The organism is Sphingomonas sp. HMP9 (assembly GCF_013374115.1).
In the GTDB taxonomy this organism is placed as follows: Bacteria; Pseudomonadota; Alphaproteobacteria; order Sphingomonadales; family Sphingomonadaceae; genus Sphingomonas.
This window is the reverse complement of record NZ_AP022673.1, coordinates 3,004,733-3,026,090: the sequence shown is the minus strand read 5'-3', so window position 1 is coordinate 3,026,090 and position 21,358 is coordinate 3,004,733. Positions and strand designations below refer to the sequence as shown.

Genomic DNA, 21,358 nt, shown 5'->3' with positions numbered 1-21,358 from the left:
GCTCGCCCGAAGCGCTACGATCTGCTAGGAAATGCTGGTGTCGGAAGCGCCCGTTTTCCCTGCTGATGCCACCGCGCGGATCGCCGCGCTGGAGGCGTTGCTGGCCCGGGCCAATGCCGCGCTCGCCGCCCGCGATCTGCTCATCGACAGCTTGCGCGGGCAGATCGCCCGGCTGCGGCGGATGCAGTTCGGCGCCTCGTCCGAGAAGCTGGGCCGCGAGGTCGAGCAGCTCGAACTGGCGTTGGAAGAACTGGAGGCCGAGCGCGACGCGGCGCCGGAAGAGGAGCGCCCGTCCGAGACGGCGTCGCGGCCGGTGCCGGTCCGCAGCCTGCCAGAGCATCTGCCGCGCTAGGACGTCGTCCACGAGCCGGCCTCGGGCGCCTGCACCTGCCCGGATTGCGGCGGCGCGCTGCGCCGGCTGGGCATGGACGCGTATGAGATGCTCGACATCGTGCCGGTGCGCTGGCGGGTGGCACGCAACATCCGCCCCAAAATAGCTGCCGGGTCTGCGAAAAGATCGTCCAGGCACCCGCGCCGCCCAGCGCCGTCGCGCGCGGCAAGGCCAGTTTCGCGACGCTCGCGCATGTCGTGGTATCGAAGTTCGATCACCACCTGCCGCTCTATCGCCAGGCCGAGATGATGGCGACGCAGGGGCTCGACATAGACCGCTCGACGCTGGCCGGCTGGACCGGACAGGCCGCAGCCTTGCTCGATCCCCTCGTCGCCCGCATACGCGACGAAGTCCTCAAGGCCGACAAGATCCATGCCGACGACACGCCGGTGCCGGTGCTCGACCCCGGTCGCGGCAAGACCGCCACCGGGCGGCTATGGGTATATGCGGCCGACGACCAGGCCTCGGGCAGCACCGCGCCGCGCGCAACCTGGTATCACTTCACGCCCGACCGCACCGCCGCGCACCTCCTGGCGCATCTCGCCGGCTTCCGCGGCTTCCTCCAGGCCGATGCCTATGCCGGCTATGACGGGCTGTATCGGGGCGGCGTGACCGAGGTGGCCTGCTGGGCGCATTTCAGGCGCAAGGTCTTTGACCTGCATGAGCGCACCGCCACGCCGCTGACCACCGACATCCTCGAGCGGATCGGCGCGCTTTATGCCGTCGAGGCCGAGGTGCGCGGCCAGCCGCCGGATATCCGGCACCGGGCACGTCAGGAACACAGCAAACCGCTGATCGAGGCCCTGCGCGAGGTGCTCGACGCAGCGCTGCGCCGCCTGTCCCCCAAGTGTGACATGGCCAAAGCCATCGCCTATGGCACCAAGCGATGGGCGGCGCTGACCCGCTTCCTCGACGACGGCCGCTTGGAGATCGGCAACAACATCGCGGAACGCGCGCTGCGCGGTGTGGCGATCGGCCGCCGCAACTGGCTGTTCGCCGGCTCGCGCGTGGGCGGCGAACGTGCCGCCGCCATCTACACCGTCATCCAGACGTGCAAGGCCAACGGCGTCGACCCGCAGGCCTATATCGCCGACGTCATCGCCAGGATTGCCTATGACTGGCCCGCCAGCCGCTGGGATGAACTCCTGCCGTGTTGGTGTGGACGGCTCCCAACGGCATCGCGATGTGCCAGAGTGAGTTCGTTGAAAAACTCAACCAGAGGAGCCGCCCGTGGAGGAAATTACTCGCATCGGTATGGATACGTCAAAGAACGTTTTTCAGCTACATGGCGTCGATGCAGCAGAGAGGCCGGTGCTTCGCAAAAAGCTGACGCGCCGGGAGATGGTTCGCTTTTTCGAAAAGCTACCGCCCACCGTCATCGCTATCGAGGCATGCGGAAGTTCGCACCATTGGGCACGCTTTCTCGGGTCGCTCGGGCATCAGGTGAAGCTGATCGCACCACAATTGGCGAAGCCCTACGTCAAGCGCGGCAAGAATGACGCGGCGGATGCCGAAGCTCTCTGCGAAGCAGTGAGCCGCCCAACGATGCGCTTCGTTCCAGCAAAGACCGCCGAACAACAAGCGGCGCTCATGTTGGTTGGAGTGCGGGAGAGGCTCATCCAGAAGCGCACTCAGCTCGTCAACGCAATACGAGGGTATGGTGCTGAGTTCGGTATCACCGCAGCGACCGGCGCGTGTCGCGTTATACCGCTTCTCGAGCGCATAGCGGCGGATGAAACAATCCCAGAATTAGCGCGCGAACTATTCGCGCTTCAGGGAAAGGAACACGCGCAACTTGAGCGAGAAATTGAGCGGATCGACGAGAAGTTGATGACGTGGCATCGCAGCGATGAATGTAGCCAGCGACTGGCTCAAATTCCCGGCGTGGGGCCAATCGGGGCGACCTTGCTGATGATGAAAACCCCCGATCCGCATCTGTTCAAGTCCGGACGGGATTTCGCGGCTTGGATGGGCCTGACCCCCAAAAATCACTCAACCGCCGGCAAGACGAGACACGGCGTAATCACGCGCGCTGGTGATGAGCTTCTCAGAAGCACGCTCGTGGTTGGAGCTACTGCGGTCGTTCAACACGCCCGCAACGGGCGAGGCAGAAATCTCACGCCATGGCTTCTCGGGTTGATCGGGCGAAAACCACCCAAGCTAGTCGCGGTTGCCGTTGCTAATAAAGTGGCGCGTATCGCTTGGAAGCTCATGGTGAGCGGCGAGCGATACCGAGGCGTCGCGCCGCCCGCGCTAACCGCGGTAGCAGCATAAGAATTGGCCAGGAACGATCAGCAGAAAACTGACGCTATCGAACTGAGCTGATCCGTGATCTTGCATGAAGAGAGTAGATGGTGCGATCGATCGATCCGAGGCGTGTGACACTCCGTCAGTTCCAGTGGCCGTCGCAGGCCGCTGCCGTGTTTGGAACACACACCGCGGAAACCATCTTGGCCAGCGACCGTGAGCGGTCGCACCCAAAGGCCGGACATATGGAAGCAAACGATCCGATCGAATTTTCCACTCGAACCTTGCAAGAGGGAGCCGTCCACATATGGAACTGGGTAGGCGAACCTGCCAGAATGGCGGCATGACCGCCGAAACCATCGCCCGCGTCCATATCGTCCTGAACGACATCGAACCCACCATCTGGCGCCGGGTCGACGTGCCGGTCACTGCCAGCCTGAAGATGCTCCATGACATCATCCAGGCCGCCATGGGCTGGGAAAATTACCACCTGTGGAATTTCGAGGCCGGAGATCGGCGCTATGGCGTGCCCGACCCGGCATGGCCGGACAACGGCATGGCTGCGGCGAGGAACGTCAAGCTCGCGACGCTCCTCGACCGCGGCGTGCGGGAACTCCTCTACACCTACGACATGGGCGATGACTGGCGGCACACCATCACCGTAGAAAGCATCGGCCCCGGTGAACCAGACCAGCAATATCCTCGCTTTGTCGATGGCGAGCGACGTTGTCCGCCGGAGGATGTAGGGGGACTACCCGGCTTCGAGATGTTCCTCGATGCCATGGCCGACCCCGTCCACGAGGAGTACCACCGTCTACGCGAATGGTACGGAGGCCCTTACAACGCCGACGGCATCGACGAACGCTTCACCCGACGCGCCCTCGCCGCCATCGCCAGCCGCCGCCATGCCGGAAAGATCGCCTACCTGAAGAGCCGAACTCAATAGCAAGGCGGCCTCCCGGCCACGCTTACCCTTTCATCGACGGTCAGATTGGCTTTAATCCGGACAGCAGTCTGACCCGGCTTTTAACGACATTGCGCGAAGCCTCCTGTGAATCGCCAGCCTCCGCGATCCACAGCGAGCCGCTAAGCGCGGCCGGACGTCGATCTCCTCGTACAATCGGTTAACCTGGCTTTCTAGATGCCTGACATTCCCATCGATTCCACCAGGCCGAGGACCTTCTTGAAAGGAACTTGACCGTCGGACGCAAGGGCCGCATCGCGCCCGATCCGCTCGAAAATCTCGCTTCTACGATTGGCCCGTTTTGGGGTCGCGGGCATGGATATAATGCGCGATCCAATCAACGAATGCACGCACCTTCGGCACTCGGAAACGACTGGCCGGCCACAACATCGTCAAGACGCCAGTATGCTCCATCTCGTCCTCCAGAATGGGCACGAGCGAACCCTCCGCGAATGCTTCTCGCAGCAGGAAGTCCGGGAGTAGCGCAATGCCGGCGCCAGCGCGCGTGAGGTCGAGCAACGGATCGATGACGCTCGAGGTCAGACTGACGGGCACCACGAGTCTGGGCGCCGACCGAAGCACCCAAGGCAAATTGACGCCGGAGGAGAGTTTCTGCCGCAGGCAAATATGGGAAGTCAGATCTTCAGGCGTCATAGGCTGACCGTGCCTTCCGACATAGGCTGGCGACGCCACGAGCCGCCACCGGAACCGGCCGAGCGTCTTGTGCAGCAACCGAGAGTCGCCCGTGTCGCCGCTGCGAATGACAACGTCGAAGCCCTCGTCGATGACGTCTACGAGGCGATCACTGTAGTCGAGTTCGAGCTCGACGAGGGGATGTTCGGCGACGAACGTCGCAAACGCCTTGGTCAGCAGCGAGCCGGAGAGAGGAAGGCCGACTCTCAGGCGCCCTTGCGGCATACCAGACGCCGCCGCGAGTTCGGTCTCCGCGGCCTTGAGTTCGTCGAGCATATTACGAGCACGAACCAGGAACAGGCTGCCCGCTTCTGTTAAAGAAATCGTACGCGTCGTCCGGTGGAACAACGTGGTAGCGAGCTGGGCTTCCAGCTTCGCGATCATCTTACCGATTGCCGAGGACGAGACACCCAGCCCCTGCCCCGCGGCTTTGAAGCTGCGCGCGTCGGCAGCGGCAACGAAGCCTCGAAGGGCACCAAGACTTTCAACCGGATCAGACATTGGAGCTTGATAGGCGGCATTGTTCGGAATTGCAGCCTATAAATCTTTCCACCGCTTTGTACTAGATAGGTGCCTTGGAAGTCGAAGTCTCAAGGAGCACGCAAATGGCCGCCCCGATCTCAGCATCAGAACCGCTATGCCTTCACCTGTCGGGGCGCCGGTCTTGAGCGACTGCATGACCTCGTTTGCAGGTGCCGACATCCATAGGCCTCCGATAGCGAGCCTGCCGTATCTCAAGTCTATTCAGGAGCATCCGGGCTACTCCAGCGTATTCAAATCTGATCGTCTCACATTCGGCTTGGTAGCGCCGCTCGAGCCTTACGCGGGATTGCCGTGGCCAACGCTCGATAGCCATGCCGAGGCGGTTCGCCTGGTCGATAAAACGGACTTTGCCGCGATTTGGCTTCGTGACGTTCCGTTCTACGATCCTGGCTTCGGCGATACGGGCCAGGTCGTCGATCCGATGGTTTACGCGGGATGGCTCGCCGCAAGCACGCGCCGTATCGCGATCGGCACTGCCGGCATCGTGTCCCCGCTGCGTGATCCGTTAATCGTCGCCAAGCAGGCCACGAGCATCGATAGGCTGAGCAATGGTCGCTTTATCCTAGGGCTCGCCACCGGCGATCGACCTTCCGAGTTTGCAGCGTTCGGAAGCGACATCGGCAACCGGGTAGAACGCTATCGGGATGCGCTCGGCGTGATCCGCGCCGCGACCGAGCAATCCTTTCCGCAGCACCTTTCGCGCTTCTACGGAGCATTGGACGGCGGGTTGGACATGCTGCCGAAGCCCGTTGCACCTAGTCTGCCGATCATCGCCATCGGGCGCGCTGGTCAAGACTTCGGCTGGTTGGGAAACAATACCGATGGGTGGCTCTGGCATCTGAGCGATCCAGCCAAGCTCGCGTCCGTCATCGCAAACTGGCGGAGCGGCAGCGAAGGTCGGTTCCGACCATATGGCTACGGCACCATGTTCGATCTCCTCGCTGATCCAAATGCCTCGCTGGAGTTCAAGCAGTCGACCATGCGGGGCGGGCGCAACGCTCTGATCGACCATTGGAAGCGACAACGGGACGAAGGCGTGAACCACGTCGCACTTCACATGAAGCCTCTGCAACGGCCTTTCGCCGACGCTATCGCCGAAATGGCCGACCATGTCTTACCGGAGTTCGCAACATGAGCAGTGGCAATCTCGGCTCACAAGCCGATCGTCAATGTGAAACCGCCCCTTCCAAAGGGGACGCAATGCCTGCGGCACTTTGGGCCCTTGCGATCGCCGCGTTCGGCATCGGGACCACCGAATTCGTCATCGCAGGGCTTCTGCCCAGCATCGCCGCGGAATTCAGCATCTCGATCCCGATGGCCGGGAATATGGCGACCAGCTATGCGCTCGGCGTCTTCTTCGGCGCTCCCATCACTATCATCCTGGGTGGCAAGCTTCCTCAGAAGACCATGCTTGCTTGGCTGCTTGTCCTCTTCATTGTAGGAAGCGTCATCACCGCGACGGCGCCGTCTTTCGCGGTGGCTCTCCTCGGGCGTGTCATTACTTCGCTGACGCATGGCGCGTTCTTCGGCATCGGCTCGATCATGGCGGCCGACCTCGTCGCACCGGGTCGCCGGACCAGTGCCATCGCCTTCATGTTCACGGGCCTGACCCTCGCCACGCTGATCGGCGCGCCCGCCGGGACGTGGCTGGCGCAGACCGTGTCATGGCGTGCGACGTTCCTCGCGATCACGGCAATCGGCATCGTTGCCATCGCTGGCGTCATCATGCTGGTGCCGCGTGCCGAGCGCCATGAACCGCCTCAACTGCGGCAGGAGTTGGCGGCTTTCACCGACATCCGCGTCCTGCTCGCTATGGGGATTACGATCCTGGGGCCGGCGGCGTTCTTCACCTCGATTACCTACATCGCTTCGATGATGACCGACGTGGCGGGCTACACGGGCAGCGCAGTCACTTGGTTGCTGTCGCTGTTCGGCGCAGGTCTTTTTGTCGGCAACATTCTCGGTGGAAAGTTCGCGGACCGGGCGCTGATGCCTCTGCTCTACGTGACGCTGGCGGCACAGGCGGTCGTCTTGTTGGCCTTCTATTTTCTGGCAGGTAGTCAGATCGGATCCGCAGTCTGCATCTTCCTGATGTCGGTCTTCGGATTTGCCACCGTCGCCCCTATCCAGAAACTCGTGACCGACAACGCCAGAGCGGCGGGTGCACCCAACCTCGCCTCCGCCGTCAACATCGGCTTGTTCAACCTCGGCAACGCGATTGGCGCCTGGGCGGGCGGCACGGTTATCACGCTAGGCTTCGGCTATGCCGCACCGAACTGGGCCGGCGCCATTCTGTCGACCGGTGCTCTCATTCTGGCCCTCCTGTCCGGCTGGGTGGGTCAGAGAAACAAGCCATCGCACACGTCGGTAGCTGCCACGGCCTAACCGACGAACGGACCATGGTCAGATCCGCTCAGGTACCACGACTGTCTTTCCTCAGTACTGGTGAAGGAGTTTCAAATGAACTGCCTCAACAACGAAATTGCGCTCGTGACGGATGCCGCAATGGGGATCGGCCACGCTACCGTTGAGACGCTGGCGGCGGCTGGCGCGACCGTCTTCGCTGAGGAAATAGTGGACTTGAAATAGGCCTATTCAGCGGACCGAATTTTGCCGCTGAAGCTCGACGTCACATCCGAAACCGACTGGGCCAACGCCATCGATAATATTCTCGTGGCGCATGGCTAGCTCGACATACTCGTCAACAACGCCGGGATCGTCGGTTCCCACGAGCCCATCGACAGTCTGAGCGTCGAGGCATGGGGCTGAACGATCGCGATCAATCAGACCGGGCCATTCCTTGGCATGCGCGCAGCGCTCGCTCCCATGAGGGAGGTCGGCAAAGGCTCGATCGTTAATATCTCCTCGATGTGGGGGGTCGGCGGCGTCGCGGCCTATCAAGCCTCCAAGGGCGCGGTACGTACGATGACCAAGAATGCGGCAGTCTATGCAAAAGACGGCGTCCGGGTGAACTCCGTCCGCCCCGGAATCATCAGGACACCGCTAATCGAGCATCAGGACGCGGCTCTGACCGACGGGATCGTCCAGAATACCCCGCTGGGCCGGCTCGGCGAGCTTCAGGAGATCGCCAACGCCGTCTGTTTCTACAGAGTGATCTCGCCTCCTACATCACGGGCGTCGAGTTGCTCGTCGATGGCGAATTTACTGCGCAATGAGCGTCCCCGATCTGCTAGCTGCCTATTGGACGCTCGCCGGCGACGTATACCCGGGTTCTCCAATCGAGATCAGCTCCTTTCCGTTCCGAGATCGTGTCGAAGCCGCCGGGCGCGCCGGTTGGCGCGGCATCAGGCTCAAGGTCAGGCGCCCAGTGGCGAGGATAAATGCCTCGTAATGCTGAACCAGAAGGTGACTTTGTAGGGCCGGTTCGAGCGCGGTTTTGTCCACGCCGCATCCTTGGTAGGAGCCGACGTCAAGGTCACCGCGCTCGGCGAAATCAACGGCCTCTGCCATCCGCGTCGCGGTCCGGGTCCGCGTGATTGGATCCCGGGGGTCCCGGATTACGGTTGCCGTGCCTCAACGCCGCCCATCTCGAACGTCGCCGTCGCCCTCGGCAGTTTACGCGGCTCATGATTTGGATCGGGGCGAAGGGCTCCGATCTCGATCGGAGCCGCGGCAGGGTGGCAAGGACGCGAGTTCGTTTGGCAGACCGTCACGAAAGGCGACAGGCTGGCGGCGACGCATCAATCAGCAAAGCGCGTAGTTGGTTGACGATCGGTTCCGCGCTTTCCGCAATCGGGCTGATCGACAAAATCGGACCGCCGTCAGCACCTACCAAGTCACCGCGACGTACCGGCGCGATCAACTTAGCCTAGATCTTCGGCTCATGAACAAAATCCTGATAGCCTTGCGCCGCGACGGCACACGTTTCGCGATAGCGTGCCAGGCCGCCCATATAGATGCTGAACACACGCGGTTTGCCGGCGATGTTGGCCCCGGTGTACCAGGTGTTGGCCTTGGGCATCAGCGACGAGCTCGACAGCGCCGCGACCTGGTGCATCCACTGGTCCTCGGCCTCGACAGTCGGTTCGATCGTCGCCAAGCCATTGGCGCGTAGATACGCGATACAGTCGCACGTCCAGTCGACGTTCTGTTCGTTGAGCAGCACGAAATTCGCGAGCGCTGACGGCCCGTTGGCGCCGGCGACGATGAAGAGATTGGGGAAGCCCGCCATCATCAGGCCGAGATGCGAGCGCGAGCCATCCTGCCATTTCTCGCTCAGCAACAGGCCGTCGCGACCACGGATGTCGATCGCCAGCATCGCACCGGTCAGGCCGTCATAGCCGGTGGCAGCGATGATGACGTCGAGGTTGACCTCCCCGCCCTGCGTGCGAATACCGGTTTCGGTGACCGCGACGATCGGATCGGTGAGGCAATCGACCAGCGTCACGTTGGCGCGATTATACGCCTCGTAATAACCAGTATCGAGGCACGGGCGGCGCGCGAAGATCGGGTAGCCGCGCGGCTTCAGCGCCTCGGCGGTGGCGGGATCCTTGACGACCTCGCCGATCTTGTCGCGGACGAAATCGGCGACGATGTCGTTGGCGGCCTGGTTGGTCAGCAAGTCGGAGAATAGACCCAGGAAGGTGAGCCCGCCCTTGGCCCAGGCGTCCTCCATCAGCGCGTTGCGCTCCTCGACGGTCACGCTGAACAGCGGGCGGGTGGACACCGGGCGGACGCCGCCGGTGAAGGTGTTACGGGCGATCGCGCGGAGCGCGGGGTAATGCGCTTTCACCTGCGCGACGTAATCGGGTTCGAGCGACCGGTTGCGCATAGGCAGCGTGAAGCTGGGCGTGCGCTGGAACACGTGAAGGTGGCCGGCTTCCTTGGCGACGACGGGAATGATCTGGATGCCAGTCGATCCGGTGCCGATCACACCTACCCGCTTGCCGTCTAGATCGACCGCCTCGTGCGGCCAGCGCTGCGCTTGGTAGATCGTGCCACTGAACCGGTGTGCGCCGGGAATGTCGAGCAATTTGGGCGCAGACAGCGGTCCGGTCGCCATGACCAGATAAGTCGTCTCGAACACAGCGCCGGCCTCGGTCTCGATCACCCAGAGGCGGCGGGCATCGTCATAGACGACCTTTTTCGCGCGCGTCTCGAAGTTCACGCTACGGCGCAGGTCGAGTGTCGTCGCGACGAAATTGGCGTAAGCGAGGATCTCGGGCTGAGCGGCGAACTGTTCGGTCCAGGTCCATTCCTGCTGGATCGCGTCCGAGAAGGAATAGCTGTAGTCGATGCTCATCACGTCGCAGCGCGCACCGGGATAGCGGTTCCAGTACCAGGTCCCGCCGACATCCTTGCCTGCCTCGATCGCATGGACGTCGAGGCCCATTCCGCGCAGCCGGTGGATCGCGTACATGCCGCCAAACCCGGTGCCGATCACGAAAGCGTCCACTTTCTTGGGCATAGTTGATACTGCATTCGCCATGATCGCGCTCCAACGGGCGGGTGTTTCGTCTTCGATATTAAATCACTTGCGTAAGCACGCGCGGTCAGGCGGATGCTTCGTGATTATCCGACATGTGATCGGCGGCTAGCGCGACGGCCCGCGCGTAATCGCTCTTGCCGCTGGCGTGCCGTGGCATCTCGTCGACGACGATGACACGGCGCGGGATTTTGTACACGGCGAGGTCGGTCGCGAGAGCGGCGCGGATGTCGGCCTGGTCGATCCCGCGCGGCGCGGTCACGATCGCCGAAACGCTGTTGCCCCATTGCGGATCGGGCAGACCGAAGACCATCGCGTCGTCGATCCCAGGCACGCGCTTCAGCGCCTCCTCGACCTCCTCGACGAACACCTTCTCGCCGCCGGTGTTGATGCATAGGCTGCCGCGACCGAGCAGCCGCAGCCGGCCATCGGGCAGGCGTTCGGCCATGTCGCCGGGGATCGCGTAACGGACGCCGCCGATCGTGCGATAGGTTGCGGCGGTCTTCGCCGGATCGCCGAAATAGCCGCCGCCGAACGGCGGGCGTCGCGCCAGCCAGCCCTCGCCCGGCTCGTCGTCGCGCAACACGCGGTCGGTGGCGACGTCGATGATGACGGTCTGCGGGCCGGGTTCGAACAGCCCGGTCGGCGTCGCCCGAGTCGCGGTTGTGATCGCGAAGCCGAACCCCGACGCCTCGGACGCGCCGAGGATATCGAGCAATGTCAGCTGCGGCAGCGCGTCGATCAGCGCGGCCTTGACCTCGCGGCTCCACATCAGCCCGGCCGACGAGATCAGCCGCAGCGCCGACAGGTCCCAGCGACACGGATGGTCGAGCAAGGCCTGCGCCATGGGTCGTGCAAACACGTCGCCGACGATCAGCACGCGGGTCACGCGGTCGCGCGCCGCCGCGTCCCACAATTCCTCGGCATCGAAGCGGTCGGAGGGCAGCAGCACGACACTGCCGCCGTTCAACAGTTCCGCCATCGAGCTGTTCAGCCCGGCGCCGTGCATCAGCGGGCATGCGGGCAGCACGCGGCCCGGCGCAGTGCCGCGGACATAGGCGACATGATCGTCCATCGACGCGATCGTCACCTTGGCCATCGGCGATTCCAACTGCGAGCGGCGCGCATCGCCGGCGTGCCACATCACGCCCTTGGGCTTCCCCGTGGTGCCCCCGGTGTAGAGCAGATAGCCGTCCTGCGACGATCGCACGATGCCGAGCGGCGATCCGTCGCCCACCTCCACAATCGTCGCATAGCCGCCCCCGTCTCCGATCCGCACGACAAGTTGTAGGTGGTCGAGCATTCCCGGCAGCGGCGCGACGCGGTCGGCGAACACGTCCTCGTGGAATAGCGCCGCAGCGCCGCAATCAGCAAGAACATAGGCGATCTCGGCGGTGGTGTAGCGATAGTTGATGTTAACGTGGGTCAGCCGCGCCTTGAACGCGGCGGCGGCGACCTCGATGAATTCGGGGATGTTGCGCGCGAGGATCGCGACGCGGTCACCCGTTTTTAGTCCGGCACCCAGCATCGCCCGCGCCAGGCGATTGGTCCGGGCGTCGAAATCTGCCCAGTCGAGCACCCGATCTCCGCGGATGATCGCCGGACGATCGCCGGGCACATTGGCCGCGGTGGCATCGAGCAAGTCGCCGAAATTCCAGTCCATCACGCCGGCTCAGCGACCGAGGAAGACGGGCGCGCGCTTCTCGACGAACGCCGACACTGCCTCGGCCGCGTCGTGCGTCGTCGACAGTTTAGCGGTGTTGGTCTGTTCGTAGATATAGCCGTCGCGCAACGTCATCGTCTCGATCGTCCGCATGCTGTCCTTGGCGAGGCGCGTCGCGAGCGGGCTCTTGGCGGCGATCATCCGCGCCATGGCCATCGCGTAGGGCATCAGTTCTGCGGCGGGCAGGCACGCCTCGATGATGCCGCGGCGATAGATCTCGGTGGCGGGCGCGCGGTAGCCGGTCAGCATCATCCGCCGCACCAGCGAATGCGGGAAGACGCGCGCGGCATGCTTGCCGCCGCCCATCAGGCCAACATCGACCTCGGGCAGGCCGAACACCGCCTCCTCCGACGCGACGATGATGTCGCAGCTCGCGACCAGTCCCATCCCCGCGCCCAGCGCCGGGCCGTTGACCGCGGCGATCACGGGCTTGGCGCAATCCGCGATCGCATAGGAGGATTCGCGCACGATCCGGTTGCGCCGCCAGCGCGTGCCGGGTTCGGAGAGATCGGGACGGTTTTTCAGGTCGGCACCGGCGGAGAAGCACCGCCCCGCGCCGGTCAGCACGACGACGCGGACATCGTCGCGGTCGTTAAAGCTGTCGAAAACCTCCGTCAGCGCCTCCATGAACGCGATCGGCTGGGCGTTCACGGGCGGATTGTCCATCGTCACGAGCGCGACGTGATCGGTGACATCGAGATGTACATGGGCCATTGCGGTCTCTCCTCACGCAAACCATGCACGGCGGGGCAGCCGCCGCATCGCCGATCGCGTGCGCCGCCCGCAATATCGCATATCGGAAAACGCGGCGACGCCGGGCACGCTGCGAATTCCCGGATGTGATTTTCGCGCTCTTGCCGCGAGCGCATTTGCCCGGATCGGCTCTTAGCCCCGAACATCTTCCGAGCCGATCCGTCGGCGGCGATCATGCAAGGGCGAGACATCGTGCCGCCGGTCATTCCCGACCGGTCGAGCGCGGGCACCCTTCAGGGGAGGATAGCGAATGATCATCACATACAAGGCCTGGCTGCAGTGTGGCATCGCCGCGAGCCTGTTGCTCGCGCAGCAGGCCGAAGCGCAGACCCAGCCCCCCAGCCAACCCATGACTCAAACGCCGGCCGACACCGCGACGCCGGATGCGGCGCAGGAAGGCCTGGGCGACATCGTCGTCACTGCCAGCAAGCGCGCCGACGCGCAAAACGTGCAGGATGTGCCCTTCGCCGTCACCGCGTTCGGCACGGCGCAGCTCGAGGAACAGCATGTCCGCAGCATCCAGGGCATCAGCTTCAGCGTCCCCAACGCCTCGCTGGAAAGCGTCGGCACTACGCCGGGCTATGCGAACTTCTCGATCCGCGGATTGGGCATCAATAGTTCAATCCCGTCGATCGACCCGACCGTGGGCGTGTTCGTCGACGGCATCTATCTGGGGGTCAGCGCGGGCGTACTGTTCGACACGTTCGACCTGGCGGGCGTCGAGGTGCTGCGCGGGCCACAGGGCCTGTTGTTCGGGCGCAACGTGACCGGCGGCGCGGTGGTGCTGCGCACGACGACGCCGTCCGACACGCTGCGCATCGATGCTAAGCTCGGGCTGTCCACCGGCCTCGAGAAGCGCGCAGCGGCCTCGATCACCGGGCCGATCGTCAAGGGCAAGCTCGATGCGAAGCTCGCGGTCTATTACAATAACGACAATGGCTGGTTCCGCAACGATTTCGACGGCAAGAAGATCGGCAAGAACGAGACGCTGATCATCCGCCCGGCGCTGCGCTTCACGCCGTCGGACGATTTCGAACTGATCCTGCGTTACGAACATGGTCGCATCCGCGGCGACGGCCCGGTCGCTAGCAACCACGGCCTCTATCCGCGCGACAGCTTCGGCGTGTCGATCAACTATCCCGGCTTTATCACGTCGGACTGGGACCAGGCGATCGCGGAGACCAACATCGACGTGGGGTTCGGCAACGGCAAGATCACCAACATCATGGGCTATCGCGCGCTCGACAACGACAGCGGCGCGGATGTCGATGCCTCGCCGCTGACGCTGCTGCATTCGCGCAACCACACCAAGCAGGAACAGTTCAGCGACGAGCTGCGCTACGCCGGCAGCTTCGGCAAGATCGACGTGACCACCGGGCTGTATTATTTCTGGCAGGACATCAACTATGCCGAGGAGCGCATCCTGTCGAACGGCGCGCTGATCGTGTCGGGCGGTGGCCGGCAGGAGCAGAACACCTACGGCGTGTTCGGCTCGGTCGACTGGCATTTGACCGACACGCTGACGCTAAACGTCGGCGCACGCTATTCGGCGGAGCACAAGGCGGTTCAAATCGCCAGCATCCGCGCCAATGGCTGCGACCTCGATACCGTCAACTGCGCGTTCGATTTCCGCAGCAAGCAGGACTGGCACGGCTTCACTCCGCGCCTCGGCGTGCAGTACAAGCCGACCGACGCGACGCAGGTCTATGCGAGCTATTCGAAGGGCTTCCGCAGCGGCGGCTATAATTTCCGCAACCTCAACCCCAATGTCGATCCGGGCCCGTTCGACCAGGAAGGCCAGGACGCCTACGAGGTCGGCATCAAGCAGGAGTTCGGCCGCTTCGCCCGCGTCAACATCGCCGGTTTCTACAGCACAATCGACAACGTCCAGCGCGAGATCCAGACCCCCGCGCCGCCGTTCGGCATCTTCCAGATCATCACCAACGCCGCCAATGTCCGCATCCAGGGCGTCGAGGGCGAGCTGCTGGTGCGGCCGTTCAAGGGCCTGACCATCTCCGGGCAGTTCGGCTACACCGACGGCAAGTATCAGAAGATCTTCGCGGACCTGAACAACGACCGCGTGATCGACGCCAAGGATTTCGCGCTGAAACTGCCGCGGCTGTCGCCGTGGAGCTATGGCGGTTCGATCGCCTATGCGCACACGGTCGCCGCGGACACCAGCCTGGAGGGACGCGTCGGCGCCAATTACCGCGACGCGTCGTTCTACAACGACCAGAATACCGGCCTGTTGCGCGCAGCCACGATGGTCGATGCGAACCTCGCGCTGTCGCACGGGCCGTACAAGCTGTCGGTTTACGGCACCAACCTGCTGAACGAGGCGACCTTCGGGACGGACTCGCCGCTGCCGTTCTTCGCGGGGTCGACCTTCTCGCCGCTGAACAAGGGGCGGGTCTATGGCGTCGAACTCCAGTTCAAGTTCTGAGTTTACAGGCCGCGTCGCGCTGGTAACGGGCGGCGCGCGCGGGCTCGGGCGCGGCATTGCCGAGTTGCTGGCCTCGCGCGGCTGCACCGTGGCGATTGTCGACCGGAAAGCCAAGTGGGCGCAAGGCGCGGCGGAGGCAATCGGATGCGGCGCGTTCGGGCTCGGTGCGGATGTCAGCGTGCAGGCCGAGGTCCAGGCCGCCGTCGCCGCGACGGTGGCGCGGTGCGGACGGCTCGATATCGTCGTCAACAACGCGATGTGGAATCGCTACGATCCGTTGGCCGACATTACCCCGGCGACGGTCGATCGGATGCTGGGCGTCGGCTTCGGCGCGATCCTGTGGACGACCCAAGCCGCGGCCCCTGCGATGCGCGCCGGCGGCGGGGGCGCGATCGTCAACATCGCCTCGGTCTCGGCGCGGCTCGGGTTCGCGGGCGCGATGGTCTATTGCGGCGTGAAGGCGGGGGTCGAGGGCCTGACGCGCGCCGCTGCCGCCGAACTCGCGTGTGACCGGATCAGGGTGAACGCGGTCGCACCCTCGACGATCGCGACAGAGGGCGTCCGCGCGATGCTCGACACCGACGCGTTCGCCGCGCGAGTGGCGGACACCCCGCTCCGGCGACTGGGCGAGATCGCCGACATCGCAGAGGCGGTCGCGTTCCTCGCCTCCGTCCGCGCCGCTTTCGTGACCGGGCAGACACTGATCGTGGACGGCGGTATCACCGCGGTCTTGTGACGAGTCAGCGATAGACGCCTTCGGGCAGGCCCACCGCATCGAGTCCCCGGATCGCGACGATGCGGCCACGATCTGGATGGTCGGACACCAGTCGGTGGCCCGAATCCGCGATGCTCGTCACGTATAGCGTGGACAGGCCCGGCCCGCCGAACGCCGGGCACGACGGATAGGGCACCGGCACCGGGATCGCCTGCAGCAGCCGGCCATCGGGCGCGTAGCACGCGATCGCTTGCGCCATTACCAGTGCGACCCAGATGTTGCCGGCCGCATCCACAGTCGCGCCATCCGGCCCCGACCCTGCCTCACGGCAGTCCGCCAGCGTCTTGCGCTCGGCCAGCACGGAACCGTCGTAGCGATAAGATCGCAGGATGCCGTCCAGGCTGTCTGCTAGGTACAATGTGTCGCCATCAGGCGAAAAACAGATCGCGTTGGTGATCGCCAGATCGCGTTCGAGTTCGACCAGCGCACCGTCCGTGCCGAGCCGCCACAAGACGCCGGTAACGGTACCGTCGCCGACCCGCATCGATCCGGCCAGGAAATTCCCGCCGCGGTCCGCCTTGCCGTCGTTGAAGCGCGTGCCCGCCGCTATGTCGGGCCGTGCGATCGCGGTCGTCGCGCCGGTGTCGGGATCGAAGCGATGGAAACCGTCCGCCAACGCCGCGACCAGGCCATCGCCCGCGAGGCCAATGCTGCCGACCGGCTGGTCGAGTGTCCACTCGCGCGGCGCGGCACCATTGGCGTCGCAGGACAGGATGCGCGGTCCGACGACGTCGACCGACCAGAGCCGGTCGCTGCGATGGTCCCAGAGCGGGCTCTCGCCGAGCCGGACGCCGGCTTCGGGCAGCAGGTCGATCGTTACCGGCATGCCCGGATCACTCCGCCGCGACCAGATATTGTTCGTCCGGGACATGGGCGAAGCGGTCGCGGAATTCGGCGATCACCTCGCGGCTGATCTTGACCAGTTCGCTCTTGTTGCGCGACAGCCGCTCGGTCGTGCCGCCGACGCCGACCGCGAGCGGGATACCATGCAGCGTGTCGGCGAGCGGAAACGCCATCGACGCAATCCCCGGCACCGGATGCTCGTCCCAATAGCAATAGCCGGTCTGGCGGATCCACGCGATCTTACGCATCAGCTCGGCGCTATCGACGCGCCCGCCCGGGCTCAGCTCGTAATAATTGCTGTAGCGACAGATCTTGTCGATCTCACGGTCGTGCATCTGGCTCATCAGCGCGAGGCCGGAGGTGGCGTCGATCATCAGCCGCATCTCGCCGACATGCGGCGGGCGCTTGTGCGGATGCGCGGGCAGCCGCATCATGATATACTGGATAAACAGATCGTTCTGCGTGACCAGCACCGCTGTCTCGTCGGTCCGCCGCTGCAGTTCGTCGAGCAGCCAGCCATAGCCGTGGTCGGCCGAGATATAGCTGTACAGCCAGTTGCCGAGCGACATCACCTGCAGCGTCGGCAGATAGGTGCGCGTGGCGCGGTTGTAGTTGAGGTACCCCGCCATGACCATGCTTTTGAGCAAATTGGTCGCGCTTGATTGCGGGTAGCCGAGCGCTGTGTAGATCTCGTTCAGGCGCAGTGGCATCCGGCGGTCGCGAAACAATTCGAGCACCTCGAACGTGCGCGAGGCCGATTTGACGGGACGTCGTATCATCGATCCGCTCCATGCCGGGCAGCCTTGGCGGCCACCTCTGTCATTTTGCCGCCACGTCATTGCGTAGAGGTCGGCAAAGAGGCTAGTGCGCCGCGACCCTGTCCGGCCACGACCAGCTCTGCACGGGTTACTTATCACATATGCGATGGTGTGCCAGCATCGAGAGTGGTCACGTGGCGCACGATCCGCCGGAGCCAGTCGGCGCGCAGGTGCGGCGGCGCGTCATGCGCCATCTCCTCGATCATAACGAGCTCCGCGCAGGGAATCGCACCCGCAGTCTCGACCGCATAGGCGGGCGGGATGACCGGATCACGTGCGCCGTGGATGACGAGCGTCGGCGCGGCGACTCCGGCCAGCGCCGGGCGCATGTCCTCGGCGGCGAGGGCGGCGGCGAAATGCCGCGCTGTCGCACCGGGATGAACGCCGCGCGCCCACGCGATCCGCGCCTCCGCCGCGATCCGGTCCGCGTCGAAATCCTCCGCAATCCCGTTGGCTTGGAACACGCGCAGCTGGCGAGCGACATAGGCATCGGCGTCGGGGATCGACTCCGCCTCGAGCTGGTCGAGTGTCGCCTCGCCGATCCGGTCAATGAGGCTGCGGCTGTTGGCCATGACCAGCGCCAGGCTGGCGACACGGGCCGGTGCGTGGATCGCCAGATGCTGCGCGACCATCCCGCCGAGCGAGCGCCCGACGATATGCGCGCGATCCACTCCGGCCGCGTCGAGGACGGCGATCGCGTCCGCCGCCATATCGGCGATCGCATAGGGCGGGTTGGCCGGGGCCCCGCCGCGCGCCGCATGGTAGACCGCGCACAGGTTCGCCGACACCCCGGGGAAGGCGGTGGAAAGGCCCGTGTCGCGGCTGTCGAGACGCATCACGCGGAAACCGGCTGCAGTCAGCCCATCGATGAACGGCGCGTCGAAATCGGTGGCAGGTCGCCCCGCCCCCGCCATCAGCAGGACGGCCGGCGCGTCAACGTCGCCGTAACTGTCGTAGTGTATAGCGACGTCGCCGTGATGCGCGATCGGCATAGCTTTCCTCTGACTCGATGCGGTGGACATCCTAGCCCCTGCCGACAGTCGCGAGCGGCGCGCGGCGATCGTGCCGCCCTGAATCACATGGACGATAAAGTCGCGCCCGCCGGATGCCCGGCGAGCGGCATTCATGCCCCGTCCTATGATCGCCGCAATCGCCATAAGGCGAACAGGAGACGATGATGATCGCAGAGGCCCAGATCGCCGACGATGCTGCACGCGAACCCCGCGCCTTTCCCTATGGCCCGATCCTGCTGCTGATGCTGGTCTATGTCCTCAACATGCTCGACCGCCAGATCGTCACGCTGCTGGTCGAGCCGATGAAGATCGACCTGCATCTGGCCGACTGGCAGATCGGCGCTATCAGCGGGCTGGCGTTCGCGCTGTTTTATACGGTGCTGGGCATTCCGCTCGCCCGCGTCGCCGATCGCGGCAACCGGGTCCACATAATCGCCGGTTCACTTGCGGTGTGGAGCGCGTTCACGATGCTCTGCGGCGTCACCCGCAATTTCGGCGAGATGCTGCTCGCGCGGGTCGGCGTGGGCGTCGGCGAGGCGGGCTGCACGCCGGCCGCGCACAGCCTGATCACCGATTACGTGCCGCGCGAACGCCGCGCCTCCGCGCTGGCGCTCTACACGCTCGGTATCCCGCTCGGTTCGCTCGCCGGGCTAGTGCTCGGCGGCGTGCTCCTCGCGACGCTCGGCTGGCGCGCGGCATTCTTTCTTGCGGGCGCACCGGGGCTGATCCTTGCGATCATCGTGGTGCTGGCGTTGAAAGAGCCGCGCCGCGTGGCGACCGCGATTCGCGCCGCGCCGCTGCCGCTCGCCACAGTGTTGCAGATGCTGCGCGTGAAACGCTCCTATTGGTGCATATCGGTCGCTTCGGGTTTCGCGGCGTTCGCTTATTACGGGCAAGCGGCGTTTTTCGGCTCGCTCTACATGCGTACGCATGCCGCGGGCCTCGCGGCGCTGGCCGCCAACTGGGGCGTCGCGCCGTCGGTGTTCCTCGGCGTGACGCTGGGTCTGCTGGTCGGCATCGGCGGCGGGCTCGGCACGCTGATCGGAGGGTGGCTCGCCGACCGGATCGCGCGGCGTGGCATCATCGGCTATGTCCGCCTGCCGACCGCGACACTGGCGCTGTCGGTGCCGCTGTTCGCCGGTACCGCGCTCAGCGGCGATATCCGCCTGTCGTTCGCGTTGCTCGGCTGCGCGATCTTCGTCCACGCGCTAAACTATGGCTCGGCGTTCGCGGCGGTGCAGACGCTCGCCGCCGCGCCGCTGCGCGCGATGGCGTCGGCGATCCAGCTGTTCCTGACCAACGCGATCGGGCTCGCCTTCGGGCCGCTGTTCGTCGGGCTTGCGAGCGACTGGCTGAGCGCGACGATGGGGCCGGTCGCGGGGCTGCGCATGGCGATGGCACTGGTCGCGCTGCCGCTGGTGCTGGCGTCGGTGCTGTTCGCGGTCGCGGCGCGGACGATCGTCGCGGACGAGGCGGATTAGGGCGGGATCGACGTTCGGCTTGGCTCCCCTGCGAACGCGGGGGTCCAGGAGCCAGGAGCGCTATCGTTTGTGACCCTGGGCTCCCGTTTCGCGGGATGACGGGCTAATAGGTCAGGCCGCCGCCGCGAACCTTGCGCGATGATGGTCCGCGCCGCCATGCGCGAGGTCGAGCATCATCTGGCGCTTCAGATGATGGCTGACGATCAGTTCGTCGCTGGTCCCGACGCCGCCGTGCAGCTGCACGGCCTGCCGCGCGACGTACAGCCCGCACTGCCCGACACGCGTCTTCGCCGCGGCCACTGCACGGATGCAGTCCAGCCCGTCGAGGTTGAGCGTCGCGTGATAGGTCATCGCACGCGCCTCCTCGCAGGCGATTGTCAGGTCAACCATGCGGTGTTTCAAGGCTTGGAAGCTCCCGATCGGCACGCCGAACTGATGCCGCGTCTTAAGATAATCGAGCGTCGTTGCCGCGACCGCCTCCATCGATCCGGTCGCCTCCGCCAGGTGCGCACAGATCGCGCGGTCGACCGCCGAGGCGATTAGCGGGAGCGCGGCGTCTGCCTCGCCCACCAGCGTAGCGGCGGTCACGCCGTCCAATCGCAGCCGCGCATGCCGGTGGCCGTCGATCGCGCGGAAGCGTTCGATCGTCAGCCTGGGCGCGGTGGCGGGGACGAGGAACAGGCTGATCCCCGCGACCTCGGCATCGCCGCCGGCGGTGCGCGCGGAGACGACGAACCAGTCGGCGTCGGCGCCGTCCTCGACATGCACCTTCGCGCCCGACAGGCGATAGCCGCCGCCGACCCGCTCGGCGCGCAGGCTAACGCGATGCAGGTCATGGCCACCGTCCGCTTCGATCAGCGCGGCTGCGACGCGCGCAACGCCCGCGCCGATCTCGGTCGCCAGCACGGTCGGGGCATCGCCGCCGCCGTGCAGGAGGGCGGGCGCGAGGACGCAGGACGACACCCAGGGATCAGTGATCAGATGCCGCCCGAGACCTTCCGCTACCGCCATCACCTCGACCGGCCCGCCGCCGAGACCGCCGTCCTCTGCCGCGATCGGTAACATCAGCCAGCCGAGCTCAGCCATTGCGCGCCAGCGTCGCGCAGCCGCCTTAGGCCCCGCCGCCAAAGTCGCGAGCCGAGCGGCCGCCCGCCACTCCTGCTGGCCGTACCGATCTACGCTCTCGTAAAGCATCCGCTGTTCGTCGCTGTAGAGGAAATTCATC

17 protein-coding genes and 1 pseudogene are annotated in these 21,358 nt (G+C 65.0%); 10 read left to right on the top strand and 8 right to left on the bottom strand.

Annotation, left to right across the window (positions count from 1 at the left end):
- Positions 1-31: 31 nt before the first annotated feature.
- The 3 genes and pseudogenes from tnpC to HMP09_RS13605 all read left to right on the top strand — a co-directional run.
- Positions 32-1,542, top strand: a pseudogene (tnpC, locus tag HMP09_RS13615) (IS66 family transposase); the annotation flags it as partial.
- 79 nt (positions 1,543-1,621) lie between these two features.
- Positions 1,622-2,665 carry an IS110 family transposase gene (locus HMP09_RS13610; protein WP_176500802.1) on the top strand — a complete coding sequence of 348 codons (1,044 nt, stop codon included), beginning with the start codon at positions 1,622-1,624 and terminating at the stop codon, positions 2,663-2,665.
- A gap of 316 nt (positions 2,666-2,981) precedes the next feature.
- Positions 2,982-3,584 (top strand): plasmid pRiA4b ORF-3 family protein, encoded by a 603-nt coding sequence (locus HMP09_RS13605; protein WP_176500801.1) that lies wholly within the window; start codon positions 2,982-2,984, stop codon positions 3,582-3,584.
- Positions 3,585-3,887: 303 nt separating this feature from the next.
- On the opposite strand, the gene HMP09_RS13600 is transcribed toward HMP09_RS13605, so the two are convergent.
- Positions 3,888-4,796: a LysR family transcriptional regulator gene (locus tag HMP09_RS13600; protein ID WP_176500800.1), complete on the bottom strand. Its 909-nt coding sequence runs from the start codon at positions 4,794-4,796 to the stop codon at positions 3,888-3,890.
- A 175-nt stretch (positions 4,797-4,971) separates the two neighbouring features.
- Between HMP09_RS13600 and HMP09_RS13595 the strand changes: the two genes are divergently transcribed.
- From HMP09_RS13595 to HMP09_RS18690, 4 genes are all read left to right on the top strand, one after another.
- Positions 4,972-5,973: an LLM class oxidoreductase gene (locus HMP09_RS13595; protein ID WP_176500799.1), complete on the top strand. Its 1,002-nt coding sequence runs from the start codon at positions 4,972-4,974 to the stop codon at positions 5,971-5,973.
- Entirely contained in the window at positions 5,970-7,223 is a 1,254-nt protein-coding gene (locus HMP09_RS13590) for an MFS transporter (protein ID WP_197942435.1), read from the top strand. The genes HMP09_RS13595 and HMP09_RS13590 overlap by 4 nt, the downstream gene beginning before the upstream one ends.
- A 75-nt stretch (positions 7,224-7,298) precedes the next feature.
- Positions 7,299-7,427: a hypothetical protein gene (locus HMP09_RS18555; protein ID WP_269473566.1), complete on the top strand. Its 129-nt coding sequence runs from the start codon at positions 7,299-7,301 to the stop codon at positions 7,425-7,427.
- A gap of 216 nt (positions 7,428-7,643) precedes the next feature.
- Positions 7,644-8,216, top strand: coding sequence for an SDR family oxidoreductase (locus HMP09_RS18690; RefSeq protein ID WP_197942434.1), 573 nt, complete (start codon positions 7,644-7,646; stop codon positions 8,214-8,216).
- A 451-nt stretch (positions 8,217-8,667) separates the two neighbouring features.
- Here the strand turns inward: HMP09_RS18690 and HMP09_RS13580 are convergent, their stop codons facing one another.
- The 3 genes from HMP09_RS13580 to HMP09_RS13570 all read right to left on the bottom strand — a co-directional run bounded on the left by HMP09_RS13580 (position 8,668) and on the right by HMP09_RS13570 (position 12,721).
- Entirely contained in the window at positions 8,668-10,254 is a 1,587-nt protein-coding gene (locus HMP09_RS13580) for a flavin-containing monooxygenase (protein ID WP_232090286.1), read from the bottom strand.
- A 97-nt stretch (positions 10,255-10,351) separates the two neighbouring features.
- A complete protein-coding gene (locus HMP09_RS13575) occupies positions 10,352-11,947 on the bottom strand; it encodes an AMP-binding protein (RefSeq protein ID WP_176500797.1) in 1,596 nt (531 codons plus the stop codon).
- Between the two features lie 9 nt (positions 11,948-11,956).
- Positions 11,957-12,721 carry an enoyl-CoA hydratase/isomerase family protein gene (locus HMP09_RS13570; RefSeq protein ID WP_176500796.1) on the bottom strand — a complete coding sequence of 255 codons (765 nt, stop codon included), beginning with the start codon at positions 12,719-12,721 and terminating at the stop codon, positions 11,957-11,959.
- A 289-nt stretch (positions 12,722-13,010) separates the two neighbouring features.
- Here HMP09_RS13570 and HMP09_RS13565 point away from each other — a divergent pair, with 289 nt between their 5' ends.
- Both HMP09_RS13565 and HMP09_RS13560 read left to right on the top strand, forming a co-directional pair.
- Complete coding sequence (locus tag HMP09_RS13565; protein ID WP_232090284.1) at positions 13,011-15,203, top strand: TonB-dependent receptor; 2,193 nt, start codon at positions 13,011-13,013, stop codon at positions 15,201-15,203.
- Positions 15,175-15,939 (top strand): SDR family NAD(P)-dependent oxidoreductase, encoded by a 765-nt coding sequence (locus HMP09_RS13560; RefSeq protein WP_176500795.1) that lies wholly within the window; start codon positions 15,175-15,177, stop codon positions 15,937-15,939. Before HMP09_RS13565 ends, HMP09_RS13560 begins: the two co-directional genes overlap by 29 nt.
- 4 nt (positions 15,940-15,943) lie before the next feature.
- On the opposite strand, the gene HMP09_RS13555 is transcribed toward HMP09_RS13560, so the two are convergent.
- From HMP09_RS13555 to HMP09_RS13545, 3 genes are all read right to left on the bottom strand, one after another.
- Positions 15,944-16,849, bottom strand: a complete 906-nt coding sequence (locus tag HMP09_RS13555; RefSeq protein ID WP_232090282.1) for an SMP-30/gluconolactonase/LRE family protein — start codon at positions 16,847-16,849, stop codon at positions 15,944-15,946.
- Positions 16,812-17,600 carry an IclR family transcriptional regulator gene (locus HMP09_RS13550; protein ID WP_176500794.1) on the bottom strand — a complete coding sequence of 263 codons (789 nt, stop codon included), beginning with the start codon at positions 17,598-17,600 and terminating at the stop codon, positions 16,812-16,814. Before HMP09_RS13550 ends, HMP09_RS13555 begins: the two co-directional genes overlap by 38 nt.
- A 134-nt stretch (positions 17,601-17,734) precedes the next feature.
- The gene (locus tag HMP09_RS13545) at positions 17,735-18,766 is read right to left on the bottom strand and encodes an alpha/beta hydrolase (RefSeq protein ID WP_176500793.1); all 1,032 of its coding nucleotides are present in this window, start codon (positions 18,764-18,766) and stop codon (positions 17,735-17,737) included.
- A gap of 50 nt (positions 18,767-18,816) precedes the next feature.
- Here HMP09_RS13545 and HMP09_RS13540 point away from each other — a divergent pair, with 50 nt between their 5' ends.
- The gene (locus HMP09_RS13540) at positions 18,817-20,133 is read left to right on the top strand and encodes a spinster family MFS transporter (protein WP_176500792.1); all 1,317 of its coding nucleotides are present in this window, start codon (positions 18,817-18,819) and stop codon (positions 20,131-20,133) included.
- Between the two features lie 111 nt (positions 20,134-20,244).
- On the opposite strand, the gene HMP09_RS13535 is transcribed toward HMP09_RS13540, so the two are convergent.
- Entirely contained in the window at positions 20,245-21,357 is a 1,113-nt protein-coding gene (locus tag HMP09_RS13535) for an acyl-CoA dehydrogenase family protein (protein WP_176500791.1), read from the bottom strand.
- Position 21,358: the final 1 nt, after the last annotated feature.

What these genes read in the sequence shown, in the direction of transcription:
- HMP09_RS13605 (WP_176500801.1), top strand. Translation starts at nt 2,982, where the DNA reads ATGACCGCCGAAACCATCGCCCGCGTCCATATCGTCCTGAACGACATC.
- HMP09_RS13600 (WP_176500800.1), bottom strand. Translation starts at nt 4,796, where the DNA reads ATGTCTGATCCGGTTGAAAGTCTTGGTGCCCTTCGAGGCTTCGTTGCC.
- HMP09_RS13595 (WP_176500799.1), top strand. Translation starts at nt 4,972, where the DNA reads ATGACCTCGTTTGCAGGTGCCGACATCCATAGGCCTCCGATAGCGAGC.
- HMP09_RS13590 (WP_197942435.1), top strand. Translation starts at nt 5,970, where the DNA reads ATGAGCAGTGGCAATCTCGGCTCACAAGCCGATCGTCAATGTGAAACC.
- HMP09_RS18555 (WP_269473566.1), top strand. Translation starts at nt 7,299, where the DNA reads ATGAACTGCCTCAACAACGAAATTGCGCTCGTGACGGATGCCGCAATG.
- HMP09_RS18690 (WP_197942434.1), top strand. Translation starts at nt 7,644, where the DNA reads ATGCGCGCAGCGCTCGCTCCCATGAGGGAGGTCGGCAAAGGCTCGATC.
- HMP09_RS13575 (WP_176500797.1), bottom strand. Translation starts at nt 11,947, where the DNA reads ATGGACTGGAATTTCGGCGACTTGCTCGATGCCACCGCGGCCAATGTG.
- HMP09_RS13570 (WP_176500796.1), bottom strand. Translation starts at nt 12,721, where the DNA reads ATGGCCCATGTACATCTCGATGTCACCGATCACGTCGCGCTCGTGACG.
- HMP09_RS13565 (WP_232090284.1), top strand. Translation starts at nt 13,011, where the DNA reads ATGATCATCACATACAAGGCCTGGCTGCAGTGTGGCATCGCCGCGAGC.
- HMP09_RS13560 (WP_176500795.1), top strand. Translation starts at nt 15,175, where the DNA reads ATGGCGTCGAACTCCAGTTCAAGTTCTGAGTTTACAGGCCGCGTCGCG.
- HMP09_RS13555 (WP_232090282.1), bottom strand. Translation starts at nt 16,849, where the DNA reads ATGTCCCGGACGAACAATATCTGGTCGCGGCGGAGTGATCCGGGCATG.
- HMP09_RS13550 (WP_176500794.1), bottom strand. Translation starts at nt 17,600, where the DNA reads ATGATACGACGTCCCGTCAAATCGGCCTCGCGCACGTTCGAGGTGCTC.
- HMP09_RS13545 (WP_176500793.1), bottom strand. Translation starts at nt 18,766, where the DNA reads ATGAATGCCGCTCGCCGGGCATCCGGCGGGCGCGACTTTATCGTCCAT.
- HMP09_RS13540 (WP_176500792.1), top strand. Translation starts at nt 18,817, where the DNA reads ATGATCGCAGAGGCCCAGATCGCCGACGATGCTGCACGCGAACCCCGC.
- HMP09_RS13535 (WP_176500791.1), bottom strand. Translation starts at nt 21,357, where the DNA reads ATGAATTTCCTCTACAGCGACGAACAGCGGATGCTTTACGAGAGCGTA.